Source organism: Kitasatospora sp. NPDC087314, from assembly GCF_044744365.1.
Taxonomy (GTDB): domain Bacteria; phylum Actinomycetota; class Actinomycetes; order Streptomycetales; family Streptomycetaceae; genus Kitasatospora.
Window position 1 is genome coordinate 359,849 of record NZ_JBIUYE010000002.1, and the last position, 24,268, is coordinate 384,116.

General features: G+C 73.6%; 21 protein-coding genes. 13 read left to right on the top strand and 8 right to left on the bottom strand.

The window, feature by feature from the left end; all coding sequences use genetic code 11:
- Nucleotides 1-93: 93 nt before the first annotated feature.
- The 3 genes from ACIO5E_RS05430 to ACIO5E_RS05440 all read right to left on the bottom strand — a co-directional run bounded on the left by ACIO5E_RS05430 (nt 94) and on the right by ACIO5E_RS05440 (nt 4,287).
- Nucleotides 94-1,506 (bottom strand): M20 family metallopeptidase, encoded by a 1,413-nt coding sequence (locus tag ACIO5E_RS05430; protein WP_400664048.1) that lies wholly within the window; start codon nt 1,504-1,506, stop codon nt 94-96.
- 772 nt (nt 1,507-2,278) lie between these two features.
- A complete protein-coding gene (locus tag ACIO5E_RS05435; protein WP_400664050.1) occupies nt 2,279-2,938 on the bottom strand; it encodes a response regulator in 660 nt (219 codons plus the stop codon).
- Complete coding sequence (locus tag ACIO5E_RS05440; RefSeq protein WP_400664052.1) at nt 2,935-4,287, bottom strand: sensor histidine kinase; 1,353 nt, start codon at nt 4,285-4,287, stop codon at nt 2,935-2,937. Before ACIO5E_RS05440 ends, ACIO5E_RS05435 begins: the two co-directional genes overlap by 4 nt.
- 187 nt (nt 4,288-4,474) lie before the next feature.
- On the opposite strand from ACIO5E_RS05440, the gene ACIO5E_RS05445 reads away from it, so the two are divergent.
- From ACIO5E_RS05445 to ACIO5E_RS05455, 3 genes are all read left to right on the top strand, one after another.
- Nucleotides 4,475-5,317, top strand: a complete 843-nt coding sequence (locus ACIO5E_RS05445) for a hypothetical protein (RefSeq protein ID WP_400664054.1) — start codon at nt 4,475-4,477, stop codon at nt 5,315-5,317.
- 130 nt (nt 5,318-5,447) lie between these two features.
- Nucleotides 5,448-6,461 carry an aldo/keto reductase gene (locus ACIO5E_RS05450; protein ID WP_400664056.1) on the top strand — a complete coding sequence of 338 codons (1,014 nt, stop codon included), beginning with the start codon at nt 5,448-5,450 and terminating at the stop codon, nt 6,459-6,461.
- A 75-nt stretch (nt 6,462-6,536) separates the two neighbouring features.
- Complete coding sequence (locus ACIO5E_RS05455; RefSeq protein ID WP_400664058.1) at nt 6,537-7,124, top strand: TetR family transcriptional regulator; 588 nt, start codon at nt 6,537-6,539, stop codon at nt 7,122-7,124.
- Between the two features lie 204 nt (nt 7,125-7,328).
- On the opposite strand, the gene ACIO5E_RS05460 is transcribed toward ACIO5E_RS05455, so the two are convergent.
- Nucleotides 7,329-7,595 (bottom strand): GlsB/YeaQ/YmgE family stress response membrane protein, encoded by a 267-nt coding sequence (locus tag ACIO5E_RS05460; protein ID WP_280681060.1) that lies wholly within the window; start codon nt 7,593-7,595, stop codon nt 7,329-7,331.
- Between the two features lie 177 nt (nt 7,596-7,772).
- Between ACIO5E_RS05460 and ACIO5E_RS05465 the strand changes: the two genes are divergently transcribed.
- A complete protein-coding gene (locus ACIO5E_RS05465; protein WP_400664061.1) occupies nt 7,773-9,221 on the top strand; it encodes a glycosyltransferase in 1,449 nt (482 codons plus the stop codon).
- Here ACIO5E_RS05465 and ACIO5E_RS05470 read toward each other — a convergent pair.
- The 4 genes from ACIO5E_RS05470 to ACIO5E_RS05485 all read right to left on the bottom strand — a co-directional run bounded on the left by ACIO5E_RS05470 (nt 9,119) and on the right by ACIO5E_RS05485 (nt 14,054).
- On the bottom strand, nt 9,119-10,651 hold the full coding sequence (locus ACIO5E_RS05470; protein WP_400664062.1) for an NCS1 family nucleobase:cation symporter-1: 1,533 nt from the start codon (nt 10,649-10,651) through the stop codon (nt 9,119-9,121). The two genes, ACIO5E_RS05465 and ACIO5E_RS05470, sit on opposite strands and share 103 nt — an antisense overlap.
- A gap of 27 nt (nt 10,652-10,678) precedes the next feature.
- Nucleotides 10,679-11,692 (bottom strand): TIGR03842 family LLM class F420-dependent oxidoreductase, encoded by a 1,014-nt coding sequence (locus tag ACIO5E_RS05475; RefSeq protein WP_280681055.1) that lies wholly within the window; start codon nt 11,690-11,692, stop codon nt 10,679-10,681.
- Nucleotides 11,693-11,769: 77 nt separating this feature from the next.
- Complete coding sequence (hydA, locus tag ACIO5E_RS05480; protein WP_400664064.1) at nt 11,770-13,200, bottom strand: dihydropyrimidinase; 1,431 nt, start codon at nt 13,198-13,200, stop codon at nt 11,770-11,772.
- Between the two features lie 11 nt (nt 13,201-13,211).
- Nucleotides 13,212-14,054 carry a nitrilase-related carbon-nitrogen hydrolase gene (locus ACIO5E_RS05485; RefSeq protein WP_280681051.1) on the bottom strand — a complete coding sequence of 281 codons (843 nt, stop codon included), beginning with the start codon at nt 14,052-14,054 and terminating at the stop codon, nt 13,212-13,214.
- 469 nt (nt 14,055-14,523) lie between these two features.
- Here ACIO5E_RS05485 and ACIO5E_RS05490 point away from each other — a divergent pair, with 469 nt between their 5' ends.
- The 9 genes from ACIO5E_RS05490 (at nt 14,524) to ACIO5E_RS05530 (ending at nt 23,871) form a co-directional block, all read left to right on the top strand.
- Nucleotides 14,524-17,904 carry a hypothetical protein gene (locus tag ACIO5E_RS05490; RefSeq protein WP_400664067.1) on the top strand — a complete coding sequence of 1,127 codons (3,381 nt, stop codon included), beginning with the start codon at nt 14,524-14,526 and terminating at the stop codon, nt 17,902-17,904.
- Nucleotides 17,905-18,016: 112 nt separating this feature from the next.
- A complete protein-coding gene (locus ACIO5E_RS05495; protein WP_400664439.1) occupies nt 18,017-18,094 on the top strand; it encodes a putative leader peptide in 78 nt (25 codons plus the stop codon).
- Nucleotides 18,095-18,284: 190 nt separating this feature from the next.
- Nucleotides 18,285-18,836, top strand: coding sequence for a cysteine dioxygenase (locus ACIO5E_RS05500; protein ID WP_400664069.1), 552 nt, complete (start codon nt 18,285-18,287; stop codon nt 18,834-18,836).
- Nucleotides 18,830-19,216: a rhodanese-like domain-containing protein gene (locus ACIO5E_RS05505; RefSeq protein WP_400664071.1), complete on the top strand. Its 387-nt coding sequence runs from the start codon at nt 18,830-18,832 to the stop codon at nt 19,214-19,216. The genes ACIO5E_RS05500 and ACIO5E_RS05505 overlap by 7 nt, the downstream gene beginning before the upstream one ends.
- Before the next feature lie 462 nt (nt 19,217-19,678).
- Nucleotides 19,679-20,815: an ABC transporter ATP-binding protein gene (locus tag ACIO5E_RS05510; protein ID WP_400664072.1), complete on the top strand. Its 1,137-nt coding sequence runs from the start codon at nt 19,679-19,681 to the stop codon at nt 20,813-20,815.
- Complete coding sequence (locus ACIO5E_RS05515; protein ID WP_400664074.1) at nt 20,805-21,473, top strand: ABC transporter permease; 669 nt, start codon at nt 20,805-20,807, stop codon at nt 21,471-21,473. Before ACIO5E_RS05510 ends, ACIO5E_RS05515 begins: the two co-directional genes overlap by 11 nt.
- Complete coding sequence (locus tag ACIO5E_RS05520; protein WP_400664076.1) at nt 21,470-22,147, top strand: ABC transporter permease; 678 nt, start codon at nt 21,470-21,472, stop codon at nt 22,145-22,147. The genes ACIO5E_RS05515 and ACIO5E_RS05520 overlap by 4 nt, the downstream gene beginning before the upstream one ends.
- A 40-nt stretch (nt 22,148-22,187) precedes the next feature.
- Complete coding sequence (locus ACIO5E_RS05525; RefSeq protein WP_400664078.1) at nt 22,188-23,132, top strand: ABC transporter substrate-binding protein; 945 nt, start codon at nt 22,188-22,190, stop codon at nt 23,130-23,132.
- 112 nt (nt 23,133-23,244) lie between these two features.
- A complete protein-coding gene (locus ACIO5E_RS05530; RefSeq protein ID WP_400664080.1) occupies nt 23,245-23,871 on the top strand; it encodes a hypothetical protein in 627 nt (208 codons plus the stop codon).
- Nucleotides 23,872-24,268 lie beyond the last annotated feature (397 nt).

The following is a 24,268-nucleotide window of genomic DNA, read 5'->3' on the forward strand; positions in this document are numbered from 1 at the left end:
ATCTGTTACTTGTCGGCCGTCTGCTGTTCTCTGTTCGCCGCCGAGCGCCAGCCGGTAGCCGGTAGCCGCCAGGCATTAGCCGCCGACCGCCGATCAACCCTCCGTACGGTCGCGCAGCCTCGGCAGCGGAACGGCGAGGAGCGTGGCCAGCAGGGCGATCCGGGGTGCCAACTGGTCGAGGCGGATGTGCTCGTGTCGGGCATGGGCGCCCGCACCGACCGCACCGAAGCCGTCCAGCGTGGGCAGCCCGCGCGAGCCCGGCAGGTTGGTGTCCCCCGCGCCGCCCGCCGGACCGCCGTCCAGCTGCTGCCCGAGCACCGCGGCGAGCGAACGGACGTGCCGCAGCAGCGGGTTGCCGGTGCGCTCGGGCCACGCCGGGCGGCTGGACAGCACTTCGGTCCGGACCCTGGCCCCCGGCCGCAGCGCCGTGAGCCGGGCGAGGTTGTCGAGCGTACGGCGCTGCGCCTCCGCGGTGGAGAACCGCAGACCGAGCTCGGCCTCGGCCCGTCCCGCTACCACGTTGGCCCGCGAACCCCCGCTGATCCGACCGGCGTTGAGCTCGGTACCCGGCTGGCCTGCGAGGCCGCGAACGACGACGAGCTGGTCGACGAGTTCGTCCACCGCCGACACCCCGTCGTGGGCGTCGTTGCCCGCGTGGGCCTCACGCCCGGTGACGGTGAGCCGCACCCGGGTACTGCCGCGCCGGGCGGTCTTCAACCGGCCGTCGGGGTGGGGCGGTTCGAGCCCGAGCACCGCCGCCGCACCGCGCAGTTGGCGCTCGACCAGGCGCCGCCCGTCCGGGCTGCCGACCTCCTCGTCGGAGACGACGACCAGCCGGACGGTGCGGTGGGGGCGCTGACCGAGGTCGGCGAGCAGGGCGAACGCGCCCTCCAGGATGGCGAGTCCACCCTTCATGTCGACGACGCCGGGGCCGCTGAGTCGACCGTCCTGCTCGGTGACCGGCCAGTCGGCGAGGGTACCGACCGGCCAGACGGTGTCGTGGTGGCCGACGACCAGCAGGTGCGGCAGGGTCTCGTCCTGCCCTTCCCACTCCAGGACGAGGTGGTCGCCGGCCGGCCCGGGTTCGCGGAGGGCGGTGGCGCCGGTGGCGCTGAAACCAGCGGTCAACTCCTCGGCGAGGGCATCGAGTCGGGGAGCATCGCCGCTGGGCGACTCGATCCGGGCCAGGTCCACGCAGCGGCGTCGAACGGCGCCGGCCAGCGTACGGGCGCGCGTGCTGAGGGCCAGCGGCAGGCCGGGTAGCGCCGCGGTGACGGCAGCGGTGGCAGCTGCGGAGACGGTGACAGCAGCGGTGGCGGCAGCGGAAACGGCGACGGCGGCGGTGAGTGCCTCACCGTCGGCGGCGGCCGGGACGGCGGCGGGGGCGCGCTCGGAAACAGCCGCGGGCGCAGGGGCGGACACGGGTACGGGGGCTGGCGCGGGGGCACCGTCGAGGTCGGCGGCAGCACTCGGCGCGGCGGGCGACCCGACGATCTGGGGACTCAACGTTCGCCTCCGCGGCCGCTGCCGGTATTCAGCGGCCGTACCGGCCGACCGCCCCAACCCGGCTGCCAGGCCCGGCCGGACCACACCGCTCGACCGGTATGGTGTGCGGCCCTTCGGAACGGCTCGTCTGGCCCAAGTGCGGTGGAACGGTTGGGCGGCGTGCTTGGCATTGCGTCCTCCTCGCTCGATCCGGTGACCCCGGTCCGGCCGGGGCCCCGTGGACGGCGGCTTCCTGACGGCGGGCGCAGTGGCCGCACCGCCGCAGGGAAGCCGAGATGTGAGCCTAGAAGAACCGTTCGGTTTCCTGCGAGGTGGCCCTGCTCCCAGCGTGCCGGGACCGGGCCCTCGGCCTCGGGCACCCGTCGGAGAGCAGCGGCGGGCGCGCGGCGCGCGGGCCTGGATCGGCGCGCGGGCGCGGTCGCCGGATCGCGCCCATCTCCACCATGGACCCGCCGCCCGGGTTCGGCAGCGCAAAGCGCCAAGGCGCGGGATTTCCACGCCGGATGGGTGACATCGGCTCAGCGCGCGGTACGAACCGGGAGCACGCGACCGGCTCAGGGGGAGCCCGGCCTGACATCCCGGGAACACCCACGTGAACACCGGCCGACCTGACGCCCCACCCGTCACCCGGCGCACCACCGGGCGACCACAGGAGCAGCGGGCCGCTGCCCCACCACCGGCCCCACCGTCCCGATCCGGCACCGCCCCGGGCGCCGTCCCAGCCACCGTCTCCGGCACCGCCCCAGGCGCGGGCGCGGGCGCGGACCCCGCCTCAGGCGCCGTCCTCGACCAGCCCGGCGTCGCGCGCGAGCAGCGCGGCCTGGACCCGGTTGCCGACGCCGAGCGCGGTCAGGATCCGGCTGACGTGCGCCTTGACGGTGCTCTCGCGCATCCCGAGGACGCCCGCGATCTCCGCGTTGGAGAGCCCGTCGGCGAGTTCGCGCAGCACGTCGGTCTCGCGCGGGGTCAGCCCGGCGACCCGGTTGCGGGCGGCGACCGACCGGGGCGCGCCGGTGCGGTGGTAGCGGTCGATGAGACGCCGCGCGGCGGCCGGGTGCAGCATCCCCTGGCCCCCGGCGACGACGTGGACGGCCCGGGCGATCTCGGCCGGCGGGGTGTCCTTGAGCAGGAAGCCGTCGGCGCCGGCGGCGAGCGCCTGGTAGACGTACTCGTCGAGGTCGAAGGTGGTGAGCGCGATCACCCGCGGGGCGTCGGGCAGTTCGCGCAGGCGCCTGGTGGCGGCGATGCCGTCGAGCCGCGGCATCCGGATGTCCATGAGTGCCACGTCGATCCGCTGGCAGCGGGCGAGTTCGACGGCCTGCAGTCCGTCGGCGGCCTCGGCGACGACGGTGAGAGCCGGGTCCTGGGTGAGGAGGTCGACGAGGCCGAGCCGAACGAGCGCGTCGTCGTCGACCACCATCGTGCGGATCATGCGACGTCCTTCGGCTGCGAGATCGGGGTGGGAGCGGAGGGCGGGATGGCGGACGGGCCGAGGACAGCGGGCGGGGCGGGACCGGGAGAAGGTGCCTCCCGCGAGACCGGGGGCGGGGGCGGGCCCGGGGCAGGCCCCCCGGGCACGGCCTGCGGTGGGCGCTCCGGCGCGGGCAGGCGGGCCGCGAGCCGGAAGCCGCCACCGCCGTCGGGCCCCGCGTCGAGGTGGCCGCCGAGCGCGCCAACCCGTTCGGTGAGCCCGACCAGACCGTACCCGCCACCGGTGGCCGACCCGTTCGGCGACGCCTCCCCCGGCCCGTTGCGGACCTCGACGGTGGTGGCTGGGGCGCCGTAGCGGACCCGGACGGTGACGGGCGCGGCGTGCGCGTACTTGCGAGCGTTGGTCAGCGCCTCCTGGACCAGGCGGTGCACGGCCAGCCGGTGTGTGGTGGGCACGGCCTCCGAGTCGCCGGAGAGGGCCAGTTCGACCTGCTGGCCGGCCGCGGTGGCCTCGCCGACGAGTTCGGTGAGGTCGCGCAGCGCGGGCGCCGGGACGCGTGCCGTCCCGGCCGGTGCGGTCGACTCGTCCTCGGCGACCGGTCGCGCCGGCGGGTCGGCACGCAGGGCGCCGAGGACGTCGCGCAGGTCGTCGAGCGAGCGTGCCGCGGTGGTGCGCAGCAGTTCGAGGCGGTGGGTGAGCCGCTCCGGGTCCGCGGTGACGGTGCCGGCCAGGGCCTGGTCGCGCAACACCCCGGCGTGCAGCACCAGCAGGCTGAGGCGATGGGCGAGCACGTCGTGCATCTCCCGCGCGATCCGGGCGCGTTCGGCGGCCCGGGCCTGTTCGGCGCGCAGCTCACGCTCGCGGCGCAGCGCGTCCACCTGCTCGTGCAGGGTACGGATCAGCATCCGGCGGCCGTGCAGCCACAGGCCGACGGACAGAATTGCGGCCTGGACGAGGAGTTGGGATCCGGTGGTGCCCGCCCAGCCGACCAGTGAGTCGGCCCGAGTGGCGCTCACCACCGCGATGACGGCGCCGCCGGCCGCCGCCGGGCCGGTCCGGCCGAGGGAGGCGAGGTAGTAGACGCTGAACAGTCCGGGAAAGGCGCGGTTGAACAGGCCGCCGGTGAGCACCGGCAGGACGGCGGAGGCCATCGGGTAGCGGCGGGCGAACAACAGTGAGAGCGAGGTGAGGACGGCCACGACCGTCCGGACCAGGCGCAGCGACTCGTCGGCGTGGACCCACTGGAAGAAGGCTTCCTCGACGGTGAGGGCGAGGATGCCGAGCAGCAGCAGCGTGTCCGTCCACGGCCGGCGGTCCGGGCCGTACCAGCCCAGTGGGGCTGCGCGCATCGGACCGCTCCCGTCCTCCCGCATCGGGCTCCCTCCGGGCTCCCTCCGTCCGTCCGGCTCGATGCTACGGGCGATCGGCCGGCGGGTGCCCCCTTCTCCCGGGTAGCCGGACCCTCGACTTTCGTCGGGGGGCGGCGCCGCTCGTCGGCCGATTCGGCGGGCGGCGGGCCTGCCTAGCGTCGACGGCATGACGACCGAACAGCTCCGCCCCCGCTCCGACTCCTCTTCCCCGCCACCCAGTTCACCGTCCGGCGGGGACCGTCTGCTGTTCCTCACCGAGGCGCTGCGCACCTTCCACGACACCGGCGCGCTGGCACCGAGCAGCGCGGAACTGGTGAACGCCCTGGTGGTGCCGGTCACCAGCCGGCCGAACCGGCCGATCTCCGTGTTGGAGGTCGGCGCCGGGACGGGCGTGGTGACCCGTCGGCTGACCCAAGTGTTGCGCCCGGGTGACCGGTTGCACGTCGTCGAGGCCAACCAGCGCTTCGCCGACCGACTCCGGGAGGATCCGGTGCTGGCCGCGCGCCACCCGGGCATCGCACTGCGGCTGTCGGCCTGCCGGGTGGAGGAGCTGCCGCAGTGCCGCCCGGCCACGCCGACCGCGCCGGACGGGATCGGCCGGGCCGCCGGGACGGGACCAGGGGGCGGGGCGGACGCGACGAACGCGACGGACGAGCGGTACGACGTGATCGTGTCGGGCCTGCCGTTCACCAACTTCGAGCCGGCCCAGGTACGCCACCTCCTCGACCTCTACCTGCGGCTGCTGCTGCCCGGCGGCGAGCTCACGTACTTCGGCTACCTCGGCACGACGACGGCGCGCACCCTGACCTCGGGGCCCCGCCAGGGCGCCCGCCACCGGGCGGTGGTGCGGCTGCTGCGGCGGTTCGAGGCGACGTACGGGCTGGGCGAGCGTACGGCGTGGCACAACCTGCCACCGGCCCGCGCCTACCTGCTGCGGGCACCGGGCGGACGGGAGGACTGGAGGCCGGGCTCCGACTGCCCGGCGGCGAAACCGGCGGGTAACAGATGACAGGTTTCAGATGACAGATAACAGACGACAGCGAACAGATTTTGAAATCTGTTAGCTGTCGTGCCATAGTGGTCTCCGGGTCACCCCGCCCATCGCCACCCACGGCGCCGCACCCACCCCTGGAGTCCCCGTGTCCACGACGCCCCGTCCCACACAGCGCACCCTCGGCGCCTCCGGCCCCGTCACCTCCGCTCTCGGCCTCGGCTGCATGGGCATGTCCGACCTGTACGGCCCGGCCGACGAGGCCGAGAGCATCGCCACCATCCACGCCGCGGTCGACGCCGGGGTCACCCTGCTCGACACCGGCGACTTCTACGGCATGGGCCACAACGAGCTGCTGATCCACGAGGCCCTGCGCGGCCGCGCCCGCGAGAGCGTGCAGATCAGCGTGAAGTTCGGCGCCCAGCGCGGCCCGGACGGCCAGTGGCTCGGCTACGACGCGAGCCCCGCCGCCACCAAGACCGCGCTCGCCTACACCCTGCGCCGCCTGCGCACCGACCACATCGACGTCTACCGCCCCGCCCGCCTCGACCCGAACGTCCCGATCGAGGAGACCGTCGGCGCCATCGCCGACCTGGTCAAGGCCGGCTACGTCCGCCACATCGGCCTGTCCGAGGTCGGCGCCGACACCCTGCGCCGCGCCGCCGCCGTCCACCCGATCAGCGACCTGCAGATCGAGTACTCGCTGATCTCCCGCTCGATCGAGGACGCCATCCTCCCCACCGCCCGCGAGCTCGGCATCGGCATCACCGCCTACGGCGTGCTCTCGCGCGGCCTGCTCAGCGGCCACTGGAGCCCCGACCGCCCCCTGGCCGGCACCGACTTCCGCGGCCACAGCCCGCGCTTCCAGGGCGACAACCTGACCCACAACCTCGCCCTCGTCGAGGCGCTGCGCGAAGTGGCCGCCGCGAAGGGGGCGAGCGTCGCCCAGGTCGCCATCGCCTGGGTCGCCTCGCGCGGTGACGACGTCGTCCCGCTGGTCGGCGCCCGCCGTCGCGACCGCCTCACCGAAGCCCTGGGCGCGCTGGACGTCACGCTCACCGACGCCGACCTCGCCTCCATCGAGGCGGCCGTCCCCGTCGGCGCCGCTGCGGGCGACCGCTACGCTGCCGCCCAGATGGCGCACCTGGACAGCGAGCACTGACCAGCCGGAACCGGCCCGACGGCCACAACCGGCAGCACCACCCTTGACCGCACGACCCTAAGGACGGACCTCCCCGTGACCACGGACACCACACTCACCGCCGAGCAGATCCTGATCGCGGCGGAGGACGTCCTCCGGCGGTTCGGCCCGGCCAAGGCCACCGTCGTGGACGTCGCCCGCATCCTCGGCGTCAGCCACAGCAGCGTCTACCGCCACTTCCCGAGCAAGGCCGCGCTGCGCGAGGCGGTCACCCAGCGCTGGCTCGACCAGGCGCACCACCAGCTCGCCTTCATCTCGACCGAGGCCGGCCCGGCCGTCGAGCGGCTGCACAACTGGCTGGTGACGCTGTTCGCGGCCAAGCGGAAGAAGGCGCTGGACGACCCGGAGCTGTTCGCCACCTACATGGTGCTGGTCGAGGAGAACAGCGGCACCGTCGACGCGCACATCGAGACCCTGGTCGGCCAGATCGCCCAGATCGTCCAGGACGGCATGGAGACCAAGGAGTTCAAGCTCGCCCACATCCTCACCACGGCCCGCGCCGTGTTCGACGCCACCAGCCCCTTCCACGACCCGGCATACGCGTCCTCGTGGTCCGAGCCGACCGTGGACGACCGCTTCGAGGCCCTGTGGAAGCTCATCCTCGGCGGCCTGCTCGCCAGGTGACTCACCCCTGACGGCCCGGGCCGGCCGGCGCCCGGAGCAAAACCCGCTCGCCGGCCGCTCGCGAGGCCGTGCCGGACCGGGTCGCGGAGCTGTCGGCGACGGTGCGTCGAGCCGAGCCCGCCGGCCCGCTGGGGCCTCGCGGGCTCGGCTCGTCGGCGTCTCCTCGGCGCCTCGACCGCGCGCGACCGGCTGCCGGCGCCCGTTCTAGCGTCGGGAGCTGCCGAACAGCAGCCGGTAGACGATCAGCAGCACCAGGGCGCCGCCGATCGCCGACACCCAGGTCGCCATGTCGAAGAAGTGCGCCGTCACCGACCTGTGCAGGAAGTGTGAGGCGATCCAGCCGCCGACGAAGGATCCGGCGATACCGATCAGGGTTGTCACGATCAGGCCGCCCGGGTCCTTCCCCGGCAGCAGCAGCTTGGCCAGGGCCCCCGCGATCAGGCCAAGCACGATCCACGCGACGATGCTCATCTGTCCCTCCCGTCCGCGGTGCGACGGCCCCGTCCCACCGCTCTGCCTCGAAGGACGCCGCCCGCCGCCGCCCGGTTCCGGCGGCGCGGGACCACCGGACCGAATCGGCCACCCCGGACCCGGCCGCTCCGGGGTGGCACCCTCCCGCCGGGGCGCCCGCGCCGGGATACTGCGGCCATGCGCATCCTGATCGCCACCGCAGGATCCCGGGGCGACGTGGCCCCGTTCACCGGACTCGGGGTCCGCCTCCAAGCGGCCGGGCATCAGGTGGCCGTTGCCACCCACGCCACCTTCGCCGCGTCGGTGCGGGCCGCCGGGCTCGAGTTCCGCGCGCTTCCGGTCGACCCGCGCGCCGAACTCGCCTCCGACGAGGGGCGACGCCTCCTCCAGGCCGGCAGCGGGCCGCGTGCCGTCCTGGAACTGATCCGCCTGGGGCGGAAGTTCATGCCGGCACTCGGCGAGGGCATCGCCGACGCCACGCAACTCGGCACCGACCTGCTGCTCACCACCAGTACCACCGGCGCGCTCGGCCAGGTCGCGGCCGAGGCCGCCGGCATCCCCAGCATCGGACTGTATCTCCAACCCCTATCCCCCACCCGCGAGTTCGCGCCCGCCGTCACCGGCACCCGCTCACTCGGCCGCCTCGGCAACCTGATCGCGGGGCACTCCGTCCAGGCCGCGACCGACCGGCTGTTCGCCCCCGCCGTTCACGGACTGCGCCACCGCCTCGGCCTGCCGCCGCTGCGCGCCGCCCACGCCCGACGCAAGTACCCCGTCCTGCACGGGTTTTCGCCGACCGTCGTGCCGCGACCCACCGACTGGCACCCGGGACTGGACGTGGCCGGTTACTGGTGGCCGGTGCGAGATCCGGAGTGGCAGCCCCCGGCCCGACTGCTCGACTTCCTCGCCGCCGGGCCGCCACCGGTCTTCGTCGGCTTCGGCAGCCTGGTCGTCCCCGATCCCGAGCGACTCGCGGCGACCGTGGTCGCCGCCGTCCGTGCCGCCCGGGTACGGGCCGTCCTACAGGCGGGCTGGAGCAACCTCACCGCAGGCGAATCGGAGGACGTCCTGACCATCGGTGACGTTCCGCACGACTGGCTGTTCCCCCGCATGGCCGCCGTGATCCACCACGCCGGCGCCGGCACGACGGCAGCCACCCTGCGGTGCGGGAGGCCCGCCATCCCGGTACCCGCCCAGCTCGACGCCCCTTTCTGGTCCGACCGGCTCACCCGCCTCGACATCTCCCCCGGACCGGTGCCGCTGCGCGCCCTCACCGCCGTACGCCTCGCCGCCGCCATCCGCCAGACCCTCGACAACCCCCCGCTATCTGGACCGCGCCCGGACGGTGGCCGCCACACTCGCCGCCGAGGACGGTGCGGCGAAGGTCCTGGCGGCCGTCGACCGGGCGGCATGGGGCGGGTGAGCGATGACGACGAACAGCGAACAGATAACAGATTTCGAAATATGTCATCTGTTCGCTGTCATCTGTTCGCCGTTCGCTGCCCGCTGCCCGCCGTCAGCCCCTACCCGCCGGCCCGCACACCCGCCGCCCGGCGGCCACCCGACACCGCGCCCAGGACCAGGTACAGCACCGACGCCGCCCCGAAGCCGACCGCCCAGCCGTAGTCGGCCAGCGGCTTGAACACGGGCAGCAGCCCGTCGGCCGGGAACGGCCCGCCGTACGAGCCGCCGACCGCCAGGACGCCCCCGACCAGCAGCGCCGTCACCGCACGCCAGTTCCACCCGCCCGCGTACCAGTACGCCCCGCCCGGCCGGTACAGCTCGGCGAGTTGCAGCCGGGTACCGCGCAGCACCCAGTAGTCGGCGATCAGGACCCCGGCCACCGTACCGAGCAACCCTCCGACCACGCCCAGCCAGGTGAAGATGTAGACGTGTGGGTCGGAGATCAGCTTCCACGGGAAGATCGCGATCCCGACCACGCCCGTGATCAGCGCCCCGGTACGGAAGTTGACGAACCGGGGCAGCAGGTTGGCCAGGTCGTAGGCCGGCGAGACGACGTTGGCGGCGATGTTCACCGACAGCGTCGCGACCAGGACGGTCAGCAGCGCGAACAGGATGGCGACCGGGCTCTCCATCTTCGCGGCGAGTTGGATCGGATCCCACACCGGTGCGCCGTAGACGGCCTGCGAGCCGGAGGTGACGAGGACGGACAGCAGCGCGAACAGCGTCATCGTGGTCGGCAGGCCGAGCGCCTGGCCGCGGATCTGGGCCCGCTGGCTGCCCCCGAAACGGGTGAAGTCGGGGATGTTGAGCGAGAGGGTCGACCAGAACCCGATCATGCCCATCAGCGCCGGGAAGAAGATCTTCCAGAACCCGCCGCCCCAGCCCAGTTCGGACGGCTGGTCGAGCAGCGGCCCGAACCCGCCCGCCTTGACGGTGATCCACACCAGCAGCGCCAGCGCGCCGACGATCACGAACGGCGCGGCCCAGTTCTCGAACCGCCGAAGGGTCTCCATTCCGCGCGCGATGACGGCCATCTCGATCAGCCAGAACAGCAGGAACGACAGCCACTGCGTCCACGGGTAGCCGCCGAACTCCCCCGCCGTGCGCCAGGATTCGCCGACCAGCTTGCCGGCCAGCAGGAAGATGCCCTCACCGCCGATCCACGTCTGGATGCCGAACCAGGCGCAGGCCACCGCCGCCCGAATGAGCGCGGGCAGGTTGGCGCCGCGCAGCCCGAAGGCGGCCCGGGCGAACACCGGGAACGGGATGCCGTACTTCGTCCCGGCGTGTCCGGTGAGCAGCATCGGCACGAGCACCACGAGATTGGCGATCGCGATGGTCAGGACGGCCTGCGTCCAGTCCATGCCGAGCGCGACCAGCCCCGAGGCGAGCGTCCAGGACGGGATGTTGTGGGCCATGCCGACCCAGAGCGCCAGGAAGTTGTAGGTGGTCCAGGTGCGTCGCGCCACCGGGACCGGCCGCAGGTCGTCGTTGGTGAAGCCGTTGGAGGGCAACTCCCCCGAGGCCGGGTCGAGTTCGACCCGGCCGTCGGGGTGCTGCCACTGTCTGCCGCCGGTGGCCGTGTCGGCCATGGGCAACTCCCGTCTGCTGCACGTGCGTTACAGGTGGGGGATGACGTCGGTTCCGTAGGCGTCGATGGTGGCCTCGACGGCGTCGTGCATGGCGTAGACGGCGAACTGGTCGACGCCGAGGGAGCGGAGGTGTTCCAGCCGGTCGAGCTGGGCCCGCGGCGGCCCGATGAGGCAGAAGCGGTCGACGATCTCGTCCGGGACGAAGGCGGTGTCGGGGTTCCCGGCCCGGCCGTGATGGCTGTAGTCGTAACCCTGACGGCCCTTGATGTAGTCGGTGAGGGCCTCCGGGACGAGGTCGGAGTGCGCGCCGTAGTGGCTCACCAGGTCGGCCACGTGGTTGCCGACCATCCCGCCGAACCAGCGGCACTGTTCGCGGGCGTGGGCGAGCGCGGCGGGCGAGTCGCCGTCGGTGACGTAGGCGGGGGCGGCGACGCAGATGGTGACGGCGTCCGGGTCCCGGCCGGCCTCGGCCGCGGCGGACCGGACCGCCTTGACCATGTACTCGGTGAGGTAAGGGTCGGCCAACTGCAAGATAAAACCGTCAGCCTGACGTCCGGTCAGAGCGAGCGCCTTCGGCCCGTACGCGCCCATCCAGATCGGGAGTGCGGCACCGGGGCCGACCCACGGCAGGTGCATCTCGGTGCCGTCCACCTCGACGGTCCGCCCCTCGGCCAACTCCTTGATGGCGTGCATGGCTTCGGAGAGGCGGGCGAGGGTGGCGGGGTGGCGTCCGGCGACCCGCATCGCGGAGTCGCCGCGGCCGATGCCGCAGACGGTGCGGTTGCCGTACATGTCGTTGAGCGTGGCGAACAGGGAGGCGGTGACCTCCCAGGTGCGGGTGGAGGGGTTGGTGACCATCGGGCCGACGGTCAACCCCCTTGTCTCGGCGAGGATCCGGCTGTAGATGACGAAGGGCTCCTGCCACAGGACGCAGGAGTCGAAGGTCCAGCCGTGGCTGAAGCCCGCCTGTTCGGCGCGGATCATCCGGTCGATGAGCAGGCGGGCGGGCGGGTCGGTCTGCAGGACGAGGCCGATGTCCATGGGTGGCTCCGGGGAGGGTAGTTCCGCCGCCCGGGGAATCACGAGCACGGGCCCGGGCGGCGGCGCGGGAGGGTGGGTCAGGTCAGGTACTGGCAGGTGTCGCGGCGCAGGAAGGCACCGTGGCCGGCCCGGCCGAGCCAGGCGCCGTTGTCCAGTACGACGGTGCCGCGCGAGAGCACCGTGCGCGCACGGCCGGTGAGTTGGCGGCCCTCGTACGCCGAGTAGTCCACGTTCATGTGGTGGGTGGCGGCGGAGACGGTCTGCACCGCGGTGGGGTCGTAGACGACGAGGTCGGCGTCGGCCCCCGGCGCGATGGTGCCCTTGCGCGGGTGCAGCCCGAACATCCGGGCGGGCGTGGTGCAGGAGATCTCGATCCAGCGCCGGCGGGTGATGTGCCCGTCGACGACGGCCTGGTGGAGCAGGTCCATCCGGTTCTCCACGCCGGGCAGACCGTTGGGGATCTTCGAGAAGTCGCCGCGGCCGAGTTCCTTCTGGCCGGCGAAGCAGAACGGGCAGTGGTCGGTGGAGACCACCTGGAGGTCGTCGGCACGCAGTCCGCGCCAGAGCGCCTCCTGGTGCTCGCGCGGCCGAAGCGGCGTGCTGCACACGTACTTGGCGCCCTCGAAGCCGTCGGCGCCGGTCTCGGCGAGGTTGTCGGTGGAGAGGAACAGGTACTGCGGGCAGGTCTCGCCGAAGACGTTGAGCCCGGCGTCACGGGCCTGGACGAGTTCGGCGAGGGCGGCGGCCGCGGAGACGTGCACGACGTAGAGCGGGCTGCCGGCGACCTGGGCGAGCTTGATGGCCCGGTGGGTGGCCTCGGCCTCCAGGAGTTCGCGGCGGACCTCGCCGTGGTAGCGCGGGGCCGTGTGCCCGGCGGCGAGGGCCTGTTCGACCAGCACGTCGATGGCGATGCCGTTCTCGGCGTGCATCATGATCAGCCCGCCGTTGACGGCGCCGCGCTGCATGGCGCGCAGGATGCGGCCGTCGTCACTGTAGAAGACGCCCGGGTAGGCCATGAAGAGCTTGAAGGAGGTGGACTCGCCGGAGTCGACGAGGGTGTCCATCTCCTTGAGGACGCCCTCGTTGACGTCGGAGACGATGGTGTGGAAGGCGTAGTCGATGGCGCAGTTGCCGTCGGCCTTGGCGTGCCAGGTGTCGAGGCCCTCGCGCAGCGAGCCGCCGACGGGCTGCACGGCGAAGTCGACGATGGTGGTGGTCCCGCCCCAGGCGGCGGCGCGGGTGCCGGTCTCGAAGGTGTCGGAGGCCGCGGTGCCGCCGAAGGGCAGTTCCATGTGGGTGTGGGCGTCGACGCCGCCCGGGATGACGTAGTGGCCGGTCGCGTCGATGACGGTGTCGGCGCTCCAGGCCTCGGCGGCGGAACTGCCGGTGGTGGCGAGCGCGGCGACGCGTTCGCCCTCGATCAGGACGTCGGCGTGGAGTTCGTCGGCGGCGGTGATGACGAGGCCGCCGCGGACGATGGTGCGCTCGTGCGGGTCGCGGGTGGTCATCGCGGTGCTCCTCAGGCCTCGGAGAGCGGTCCGTAGGCGTCGGGCCGGCGGTCGCGGTAGAACGCCCACTGCTGGCGGACCTGTTCGATCAGGTCGAGGTCGAGGTCGCGGACGACGAGCTCCTCCTCCTTGTCGGAGGCGACGTCGCCGACGAACTGGCCGCGCGGGTCGACGAAGTAGGAGGTGCCGTAGAAGTCGTTGTCGCCGTACTCCTCGGTGCCGACGCGGTTGATGGCGGCGACGAAGTACTCGTTGGCGACGGCGGCGGCGGGCTGTTCCAACTGCCAGAGGTAGGCGGAGAGGCCGCGGCTGGTGGCGGAGGGGTTGTAGACGATCTGCGCGCCGGCCAGGCCCAGGGCGCGCCAGCCCTCGGGGAAGTGGCGGTCGTAGCAGATGTAGACGCCGACCTTGCCGACGGCGGTGTCGAAGACGGGCCAGCCGAGGTTGCCGGGCTTGAAGTAGTACTTCTCCCAGAAGCCCTTGACCTGGGGGATGTGGTGCTTGCGGTACTTGCCGAGGTAGCGGCCGTCGGCGTCGATGACGGCGGCGGTGTTGTAGTAGACGCCGGTCTGCTCCTCCTCGTAGACCGGGACGACGACGACCAGGCCGAGTTCGCGTGCGAGGTCCTGCATTCGGCGGACGGTGGGGCCGTCGGGGACGGCTTCGGCCCAGCGGTAGTGCTCGGGTTCCTGGACCTGACAGAAGTACGGGGCGTTGAAGACCTCCTGGAAACCGATGATCTTCGCGCCCTGGGCGGCGGCCTCGCGGGCGTACCGCTCATGCAGGGCGATCATGCTCTCCTGGTCGCCGGTCCAGCGGGTCTGGACGAGTGCGGCACGGACGATCTGCGACATGGATACCTCCGCAACTCCGCTGCCCGGCCGGGGGGTCGGGCCTGCGGTCTGAGGGTTGACGGGGCGGGTCTCGTCTGCGGGTCTCCGGGGGATCCGCAGGGGTCTACGTGCGTAGAAAGCGATCTGTAGACCGTAGGCCGGGCCTCGGTGGCCTGACAATACGTTGGCGGTAACGCGTCTGGGGCGATCTTGTTACGCGGACACGCGGATGGCCCTGGGCAGGATGAAACGATCATTTACCCCGAGATCGGGCCCCTTACTCATTCGGGTGAAAGCGGGCGCCCTGGGTGCGGAATCGGCAACAGCAGGGTAAAACGCGCCTGGACGTCGCTGTGGACCGTCACCCGGCGGCGGCGCAACGCGACTTCGGGGGATCGGACATGGGCTGAGCGCAGGAGTCGGGGACAGGAACGGCGAGCGGCGAGCGAAGAACGAAGAGCGGACGGGGATCGCACACGGGGAGGTGGAGATGACGGCGGTGACGGACCGCACGGCGGCGGCAGAGGCGGCGCCCGAGCACGCCCTCGGCCGGCTGCTCGGGTGGGCCCGGCGCGAGGGTCGAGCGGGGCGGGCGCCCACGCTGCCCGCCTGGGCAGGGCTGCTGCTCGCGCTCGGGGCACTGCTGCCGCTCGCCGTGGGCGGGTTGCTGTGCCGCCATTGGGCGCCCCCCGTAGGGGAGGTCGCGCTCCAGCTGGCCGGCTCCCGTACGGCTGCCGAGGTCGTGGTCGGTGGCCGGGCCGGGGACCATCTGGCCGCACTGCGCGCCGCCGCCTGGCTGATCGGCGGCTACGGCCTGACGCTGGCGGCCGCCGCCCTGCTCGGCGGGTACGTGTTCGGGCGGCGGCGCTGGCGGCTCACCGCGCTCGCGGCCGGCGCCGCCGGGCTGCTCGCGGCCTGCTGCGACGTCGGCGCGGACGTGCTGCTCTCCATCGGTCTGGTCAGCGGCGGGGCGGGCTCCGACACCCCCTTCGCCGCCGCTACCGCGCTCGCCACCGTCAAGTGGCTGCTGCTCCTGCCGGCCGGCGTGATCGCGGCAACCGTCCTCGCGGTGATCGCCACCCGGGCGGCGCGCGGGCTCCGGCCGCGGCGGGCGACGGCCACCTGGATGTCCACGGGTGCGGGCGACGACGCGGTCGCCGGGCCTCGTACTGCCACCGGCGCCGGCACCGCCACCGACGCGGGCACGGGTACGGATACGGACGACGACGCGGGCGACGGCACCGCCGACCGACCCGCGCTGATCCCGCCCTGGCCGGTGGCGGGCAGGGCCGCCGGCCTGCACGGTGTCCCACGGCCGTCGAAGCCTGTCTCGCCCGCCGCCACCGACGCTCCCGCCACACTCAACGCACCCGACGCTCTCGCTGCACCGATCCGGCACGCCCACTGGCGCGACGGCGCCCGGGTGCCGCCCGGCCGCGAGCCCGCCGAACTCGGCTTCTGCGCCTCGGGCGGCGGTATCCGCTCGGCCTGCGTCACGCTCGGCGCCCTCCAGTCGCTGCGGCCGTGGCTGAAACGGGCCCGCTATCTGGTCTCGGTCTCCGGCGGCGGCTACACCGTCGGCGCGCTGCAACTCGCGCTCAGCGACTCCGCGCCCGGCGGCCCGGTGCGCGCCGTCTCGGGTCTCACGGCCGACACCGTGTTCGAGCCCGGCTCCCCGGAGGAGGATCACCTGCGCCGCCACGGCAGGTTCATCGCCGACGGCGCCGGCGAGTGGCTGGTCGCGCTCGGGACGCTGCTGCGCGGGGTGCTCTCGGCCTTCTCCCTGCTGCTCGCCGCCGTCCTGGTGCTAGGCCTCGGACTCAGCCGGTTCTACCACCTCGTCCCGATCACCGACCTGGACAACCTGGCGGCGGCCGGCCTGCGCACCGCGGGCGCCGTTCCGGGCCCGCTGGCGTTCCGGGCGCCGGCGCTCGCCGCACTGGCCGGGCTGCTGGCCACGGCGGCCGGGTGCTGGCTGCTCTGGCTGCTGGCCTTCCCACCGCTCGGCTGGCACGCGCTGCTGCCGCGCGCACTGCGCCGGCTCTTCCTCAGCGCGCTGGCGCTGGCCGGCCTGCTGGCCGTCGGGGTGCTGGCGCTGCCGGGGCTGGCCTGGGGGGCGGTACGGCTCCAGCAGGCGCTGGCCGCCGGCCCGCAACTGACCGGCGCCGGGCTCAGCCTGACGGTGGTGCTCAGCTACCTGGCGCTGCTGCTCGGCATACTCTGGCGCGACCGCAGGACGATCCGCCGGGGCGCGGCCGCGCTCGGCGGGGCGCTGCGCGGCGCCGGGCGGCTCGGCGGCGGCCTCACCGCCAACCTCCCCCAGTACATCGTGGTGTGGGCGGCCCTGGCCGCGCTGTCGACGGGGGCGCTGCTGGCCCTGGGCTGGGCGGTCGCCACCGGGTACGCCTGGCCGGCGGCCGTCCAGGTGCTGCTGCCGCTGGTCCTGGGCGCGGTCGGGCTCAACCTCGACCAGACCTGGATGAGCCTGCACCCGTTCTACCGGCTCCGGTTGGCCTCGGCGTTCGCGGTTCGTCGGGTGAGCGAGGGCGGCCGGGCGCTGACCCGCCCGTACGACTTCTTCCGGGAGCAGACCTGGCTCAGCCACTACGCCGCCCGGCACCCCGGATTCCCCCAGGTGATCTTCTCCGCGGCGGCCAACCTGTCCGGCAACTCCCGTACTCCGCCGGGCCGTCGGGCGGTCTCCTTCTCGCTCTCGTACGACTACGTGGGCGGTCCGGACGTCGGGTACGCGCGGACCGGCCTGCTGGAACGGCGCACCCGGCGGCACATCGCCCGGGATCTCACCGTGCAGTCGGCGATGGCGGTCTCCGGCGCGGCCTTCTCCTCCGCGATGGGCCGTCAGTCGCGTGTCTACCAGGGGCTGTTCGCGGCCACCAACGCGCGGCTCGGCACCTGGCTGCCGAACCCGGCGGTGCTCGGCCCGGAGTGGTCCGGCATCCCGGACTGGCGCCGCCCGGCGCAGCCCGCCGTCCGCCGCCTGCCCTACCAACTGCGTGAGCTGACCGGGCGGTTCCCGGCCGACGATCGCTTCCTGTTCACCACCGACGGCGGCCACTACGAGAACCTCGGGCTGGTCGAGCTGCTGCGGCACCGGGTGCGGACGGCGGTCTGCATCGACGCCAGCGGCGACTCCGGCCACGCCGCCAACCTCGCCGCCGCGATCACCCTGGCCCGCGAGGAACTCGGCATCGTCATCACCCTGCACGAGCCGGAATCGCTGATCCCCGGCAGCGCCGCCGACGGGCCGTGCACCAGCGAGCCGTCCACCAGCCGGCCGTCCACCGGCGAGCGGTCCACCGACCGGCCGCCCACCGGCGACGGCGGCCGCCGGCCGCAGTTGCGCGGGCTGGCGGCGCAGCTGTCCGCGCGGCTGTCGGCCCGGGCCGTGATCACCGGGGACATCCACTATCCGGAACCGTTCGACTGCCCCGAGCCGCTCGACGCCCGGTCACCCGCGGGTGGAGCGCCGGCCAAGCCCGGCGAGCGAGCCGCGGACGGCCGGCGCGGCACGCTGATCGTCCTCCAGGCGGTCCTCACCACCGGCATGCCGTACGAGCTGCACTCCTACGCGGTGGCCAATCCGGCCTTCCCGAACGACGGCACCAGCGACCAGTGGTTCGACCACCAGCAGTTCGACGCGTACCAGACGCTGGGCCGCTACCTGGGCGACCAGGCGGCGCCGGTGATCGAGGCGGCGCTGGCGGCCTCCGGCGAGGACTCTGCCAGGAGCGCACCGGGGTACCGGCCCGGCGGCGACATCGGGCCGGCGTCCGCGCGGCCTCCGGGAACCGCGCCGACAACGCCATCGGCCGCGACTCCCCCGGCACCGCGCCGCCCGGCCGAGGGGTAGTCGGCGACGGTCGGCGACAGCGCGAACGAGGGGTCGAACGGCGGTGGGGCGGGGCGTTCCCGGCCCGGCCCCGGCTTGACTTCGTCCGGTTCGCTCGGGGAGGATCCGGCGCATGGACACCGGCGCCACTCTGGTCTGCCGCCTGCACGTCGATCTGCGACGCCAGGCGAGTTCCATCTGTGCCTGTTGACCCTGCCTTTCCCCGCTGGTCCCGCCCTGTGACGTCTGCCAGGGCCCGCGCCGCGCACCCGCAGTTCTGATTCCCGCTCCGCCCGACGCACCCGTGCGTGGCCGTGCCGCTCCCTCGGCCCGGGCCCGCGCCCGCCGCCGGACCAGGGCACCCCCCGCCGACGTTCCCGCCGCACCCGAGGACGCCCCCCATGAGCCTGAACCTCGCCCCCGACGACCCAGCCGTCGCCGCAGCCGCCCCGACCACAACAGCCGCGGCCGCGGCCACTGCCACCGAGGAGGCCCGCGCGCCGCTCACCCCGAGCACCCTGCGCGCCGTCGTCCGCGACCTGGCCGAACGGCCCGACCAGTGGATCCACCTCGTCCGCCTCTCCACCGAGGAGCGCTGGTACCAGCGCCTGGTGGCCGACGACGACCACGAGGTGTGGCTGATCAGCTGGCTGCCCGGCCAGTCCACCGGCTTCCACGACCACGGTGGTTCGCGCGGCGCGTTCACCGTCGCCCTCGGCGAGTTGGAGGAGCTGTCCCTCGGCGGGCCGGACCAGGGTCTGCTGATCCGCCGGGTCCCGGCCGGCACCGCCCGCGCCTTCGGCCCCGAGTACGTGCACGACGTGCGCAACACCGCGTCCGGCCCGGCCGTGACCCTGCACGCCTACTCGCCCCCGCTGGGTTCGATGGCGCACTACGACCTGCGGGCCGGCGGGCTCGTCCGCACCTCGGAGGAAGGACCGGAGCAATGGTGACCACGATCGACGACCTGGTGGAACGGGCCCGCGAAGGCGTGCACCGCCCGCGCGCCCGGGAGGCGTACCAGTCCCAGCTGGACGGCGCGCTGCTGGTGGACATCCGCCCGGCGGCGCAGCGGGCGGCGGAGGGGGAGATCCCCGGCTCGCTGATCATCGAGCGCAACGTGCTGGAATGGCGGCTGGACCCGACGGGCAGTCACCGGATCCCCGAGGCGTCGGGTTACGACGTCGAGGTGATCGTGGTCTGCTCGGAGGGGTACGCCTCCAGCCTGGCGGCGGCCTCACTGCGCGACCTGGGGCTGCACCGGGCGACCGACCTGGACGGCGGCTTCGTCGGCTGGGCGGCCGCCGGGCTGCCGACGCGACAGGGCGGCTGAGGGCCAAGACCCGCGGCGGCATGGTGTCGCAGCGGCATGGCAACGCTGCGGCGCAGCCGATGAGAGGCTGAGGGGCTTCGGGCCTGAAGGGCCGGCAGGCTGAGCGGCTGCGGGGGCGAGCCCCCGACCCACCGTCAAAGCGGCCGCACCCAGCCCCTCTGACCTGCCGAAACACTGGACGGTCGGGCGGCTCGGGCCGTCCGGCAACGGGGTCCGAACCGCCTGCCGGGTGGTAAATGAGAGACAGGAGATGATGCAGGTCATAGTCTGATCAGAGTTTCCGCCGGTCCGAAGCTGGGCAGCCACGCGGGCGGAAGAACGCCCGGGCGGTCGATCCGACAGACGCCGTCACGGCAGCGGCGGGCACGGCCCACGCCGTCGCCGCTTGTCGACAAACCGCCATCAACCGAACGACCGAAACAGGCGCCGCCTCCCCGGGGCGCCCTGACGAGGAAACTCCCCGTGATCAGATTCGAGGGCGCCGGCAAGCGCCACCCCGACGGCACCATCGCCGTCGAGGGCCTGGACCTGGACGTCCCGACCGGTCGGATAACCGTCCTGGTCGGACCGTCCGGGTGCGGCAAGACCACCCTGCTGCGCATGGTCAACCGGATGGTCGAGCCGACCTCGGGCCGGGTGCTGCTGGACGACACGGACGTCGCCGAGCTGGAACCCGCCAAGCTGCGCCGCGGCATCGGCTACGTGATCCAGCAGGCCGGCCTCTTTCCGCACCGCAAGGTGATCGACAACATCGCCACCGTCCCCTACCTACTCGGTTGGGACCGCAAGAAGGCCCGCGCCCGGGCCGCCGAACTGCTCGAACTGGTCGGACTCGCGCCCGAGACCGGCAAGCGGTACCCGTTCCAGCTGTCCGGCGGCCAGCAACAGCGGGTGGGCGTGGCCCGCGCCCTGGCGGCCGACCCACCGGTGCTGCTGATGGACGAGCCGTTCAGCGCCGTCGACCCGGTGGTGCGCGCCGGGCTCCAGGACGAGCTGCTGCGGCTCCAGTCCGAGCTGCACAAGACGGTGCTGTTCGTCACCCACGACATCGAGGAGGCGGTCCGGCTCGGCGACCAGGTGGTGGTCCTGCGCGAACAGGGTCGGATCGCCCAGCTCGCCGACCCGCACACCCTGCTCACCACCCCCGCCGACGACGGCGTGGCCGCCTTCCTCGGCCGCGACCGGGGCCTGCGCGGCCTCGGCCTGCGCCCCGCGAGCACCGTCGCCGTCCGCCCGGTGGGCGACGGGCTGCGCTACGGCGGCTGGGAGCTCGCACTGGACGACGAACGCCGCCCGATCGGCTGGATCGACCGCGACGCCGTCACCGCCGAGCTGCACCCGGCCGCCGGCTACCGGCCGGACACCGACACCCTGCGCACCGCGCTGGACTCTGCCGTCCTGTCCCCTGCCGGGGTCGCCGTCGCCCTGGACGCCGCCGGCCGGGCCACCGGCACCGCGAGCCGCGAGGCCGTCCTCGCCGCGCTGTCCACGCCGGGCACCGGCGCTGCGGACGAGAGTGTGCCCGGCGGGTCCGGCGGGCCCGGCCCCGCCGCGGCGGCGGCCGGTGACCCCACGGACGGAGCGACCGGTGGACGATGAACCGCTCGTCCGCTGGTACTGGATCGGCGACCACCTCGGCTACCTCGGCAACCTGCTCGCCGACCACGCGGTGATCGCCCTGCTGCCGGTGCTCATCGGCCTGCTGCTGGCCGTCCCGCTGGGCCTGACCTGCGCCCGCTTCCCCCGGCTGTACCAGCCGCTGTCCGCCGTCTTCAACATCGTCTACGCGCTGCCCTCGCTGGCCGTGTTCGTGGTGCTCATCCCCTACACCGGCCTCGCCACCCAGGCGACCGTGATGATCCCGCTCACCTTCTACGCCCTCGCCGTGCTGCTGCCGACCACCGTGGACGGGCTGCGCGCCGTCCCGGACCCCGTCCGGCAGGCCGCCACCGCGATGGGGTACGGGCCGTGGCACCGGCTGACCTCCGTCGAACTGCCCGCCGCCGTGCCGTATCTGATCGCCGGACTGCGGGTCGCGGCGGTGTCCAGCATCTCGCTGGCCAGCGTCGGCGCGCTGGTCGGGCGCGGCGGGCTCGGCTACCTGTTCGTCGACGGCTTCCAGCGCACCTTCCCGACCCCGATCGTGGCGGGCATCGCGCTGATCGCCGTCCTCGCGCTGGCCGTCGACCTGCTGCTGGTGGGCACCCGGCGGCTGCTCGCGCCCTGGGCCGTCCGGGAGAAGGGAGCGGGCTCGTGAACTGGCTGAGCTGGCTGAGCGACTTCTTCTCCGCCCCCGACCACCGCAGCGGTCCGGACTCGATCGTGCACCGGGTCTCCGAGCATCTGCTGCTCTCCGGCGAGGCCCTGCTGTACGCGGCGGTGCTCGCCGTACCGCTCGGGCTGCTGATCGGCTACACCGGGCGCGGTGTCACGGTCGTCACCGCCTTCGCCGGCGCCACCCGCGCCCTGCCGACGCTCGGGCTGGTGACGCTGGCGGTGCTGCTCGCCGGGGTCGGCGACACGGCCGTGCTGGTCCCGCTGGTCGCGCTCGCGGCGCCGCCGCTGCTGGTGGCCACCGTCGAGGGGGTGCGCGGCACCGACCCGGACGTCCGGGACGCGGCGCGCGGCATCGGGCTGACCCACCCGCAGGTGTTGTGGCAGGTCTGCCTGCCATCGGCGGCGCCGACCCTGCTGGCGGGCTTTCGCACCGCGACCGTCCAGGTGATCGCGACCGCCACGGTGGCCGCCTACGTCGGACTGGGCGGCCTCGGCCGCTACGTCATCGACGGGCTGGCCACCCGGAAGTACGCGGTGACCGTCGGCGGCGCGCTGCTGGTGGTGCTGCTCGCGGTCGGCGCCCAGCTGTTCTTCGCCCTGCTCGCCCGGTACGCGCTCCCGCCCGGGATGCGCGCCCAGCGCCGGGCCCGCTGAACCTCCTCTCCCCATCCTCTCCGGAAGGACATCTGTCACCATGTCGACAATCCACAGAAGCCGACGCGCCGTCGTCCTCGGCACGCTCGCCGCGCTCGCCCTCGGCGCCACCGCCTGCGGCTCCTCCGGCAGCGGCGACCCGCTCGGCGGCGCCAGCTCCGCGGCGGGCTCCCCCGCCGCCTCGGGCGCGGGCTCCGGGTCGACCGTGGTCGTCGGCTCGGCGAACTTCCCGGAGAACGTGCTGCTCGGCTCGATCTACTCGCAGGCGCTCAAGGCCAAGGGCGTCAAGGTCGAGGAGAAGTTCAACATCGGCAGCCGGGAGGTGCTCTACGGGCAGCTCCAGAACGGCAGCCTGACCGTCCTGCCCGAGTACAACGGCTCGCTGCTCGCCTACCTGGACGCCAAGTCCACCGCCGTCACCACGGAGGACGTGAACGCGGCGCTGACCAAGACGCTGCCCGCCGCGCTGGGGATCCTCGACTCCTCCCCCGCCGAGGACAAGGACTCGCTCAGCGTCACCCAGGAGACCGCCGACAAGTACGGACTCAAGAGCATCACCGACCTGGCCGCGAAGGCGGGCGAGTTCGCCATAGGCGGTCCGCCGGAGTTCAAGTCCCGCCGCGAGCAGCAGCTCAAGGACGTCTACGGGCTGACCTTCAAGGAGTGGAAGCCCACCGGGGACACCACCGCGAACGCGCTCAAGGACGGCGCCATCCAGGTCGGCAACGTGTTCACCACCGACCCGAAGATCGTCCAGCTGAAGCTCGTCCCGCTGACCGACCCGAAGAACATCTTCGGCGCGCAGAACGTCACCCCGCTGATCAACAAGGCGGGCGTGAACCCCACCGCGACGGCGGCCCTCAACGCGGTGTCGGCCAAGCTCGACACGGCGGGGCTGACGGCGCTGATGAAGCGCGTCGCGGTCGACAAGGAGGACCCGTCGACGGTGGCCAAGGACTGGCTGAAGGCCAACGGACTCGGCTGACCGCGCCGCACGGACACGGCAGACGGGCGGCCCGGGAGGTTCTCCTCCCGGGCCGCCCGCCGTCGCGAGCGGGATCTTCCCTTCGACGCCGCGGACATGACAGTGTGACGCCATGCGCACTCGTCTCCTCGCCGCCACCCTCACGGCATTCGCCGCGGTGAGCCTCGCTGCCTGCTCCGGCTCGGGTTCGGCCTCCGCCCCGGCCACCGCCGCCGCCGGCTCCCCCACCGACCCGGCCGCCCCGGCCGCCCCGGCCGCCACCCCCGGCACCGCTTCCGCACCGCCGGCGCCCGCGACTCCCTCGACCTCCTCGACCCCCGAGGCCGACGCGTCCGGCACGGCCGCCCCCACGGCCGAATCCCCCGCGGCGCCCGCCCCCGGCAGCCCCTCGGCCCCCGCCCCGGACGCCGGCTCGTCCGGCGCGCCCGCCCCGGCCAAGCCCGCACCGCCGACCGACGCCGGACTGCCCGGCAAGCCGGGCGCCGACCTGATCGGCAAGCTGGTCGCCGCACTGAACGCGATCGACCCGGCGATCGTCGGCGGCAAGCCCGACCAGGCCGTGGATCGAGCCCGCAACCAGTGCCAGGCGATGTACCAGTTCCCCAAGGACAAGTCGAAGCTGGTCGAACTGGCCGACCAGCGCTTCACCTCGCCCGACCACCCGCAGGGCTTCGGACCGGACACCGCCGCGAAGATCAACGACGCGCTGCGGACCACCCTCTGCCCGCCGCCGGCGTAACCCGGAGCGACGAACCGAACCGCACAACATCCCGAACCGCCCGGCGACCAGCGCCCGGCGACCCGAACCTCACGACATCCTGGACCGCTCGACATCCTGAACCGCCCGACGTCCTGAGCGCCGGGCCGCCGTGGCCGCGACCCGCCGTCGGGTTCGCGGCCACGGTACCTTCACGCGCCCTGGGGTAGCGACCGGCACTCCGCATTCCGCTTCCTCCCGCTGCGCCAGGCCAACCCGGCCATCGGTCAACCCCTTCGGGCGCGGGGGCGGTGTGTTGACGAACTGTCAGGTCTCTTGACAGACCAGTGGTCTAGTCCAACCATAAGCATGTCGATCCGACCGGGATGCACTGTGGGGGTGTGACCACCGGCGGCTGAGGCACCGCCCTACCCTGTCC